This is a genomic window from Streptomyces actuosus (assembly GCF_016921115.1).
GTDB lineage: Bacteria > Actinomycetota > Actinomycetes > Streptomycetales > Streptomycetaceae > Streptomyces > Streptomyces actuosus_A.
Genome location: NZ_JAFFZS010000222.1, coordinates 1 through 440, shown reverse-complemented (window position 1 = coordinate 440; position 440 = coordinate 1). Strand labels below are relative to the sequence as shown.

Below are 440 nucleotides of genomic sequence, written 5' to 3'. Positions count from 1 at the left end.
GATAAAGTGTTGGAGCAACTCAACATCCAGCTAAGAACCCCAACACCACCAGGCAGTCAATCAACCAATTCAGCACTAAAAACACCTTATAATTGCAAGCAATTGGAAAAGCAAGCATCAATAATTAAACAGCTATTAAGGCAACACATATATAGCCCTCCATCACCCTCAAAAGTTGCTTTAAACAAACTTATTAAAGGGTGTGAGATAGCAATGAATAGTGCAGTTCTTCTTGCCAAAGACAACCAGGATTTATGTGCTGTATATGAGAAACAGCTTCAAAAAGGGATACGGTCTAAGAAGCAAATAGCAATTAAAGAAGGCCTTTCTATTCTATTCAGGAGGGGTCAGGACCTCCTGCAGAGTGAGAATCAGGCTGATGAAGTTGCATCTACTGCACCTGCTGAGCCCGCTCCAGAGGCAGAAAAACACTCTATATA

Annotated in this window: 1 protein-coding gene; it reads left to right on the top strand. The window is 41.1% G+C overall.

Features of this window, described 5'->3' with window-relative positions; translation table 11 throughout:
* Nucleotides 1-102: 102 nt before the first annotated feature.
* Nucleotides 103-440 (top strand): hypothetical protein (locus JS756_RS39135; RefSeq protein WP_205387502.1); only part of this gene is annotated, 338 nt, incomplete at its 3' end.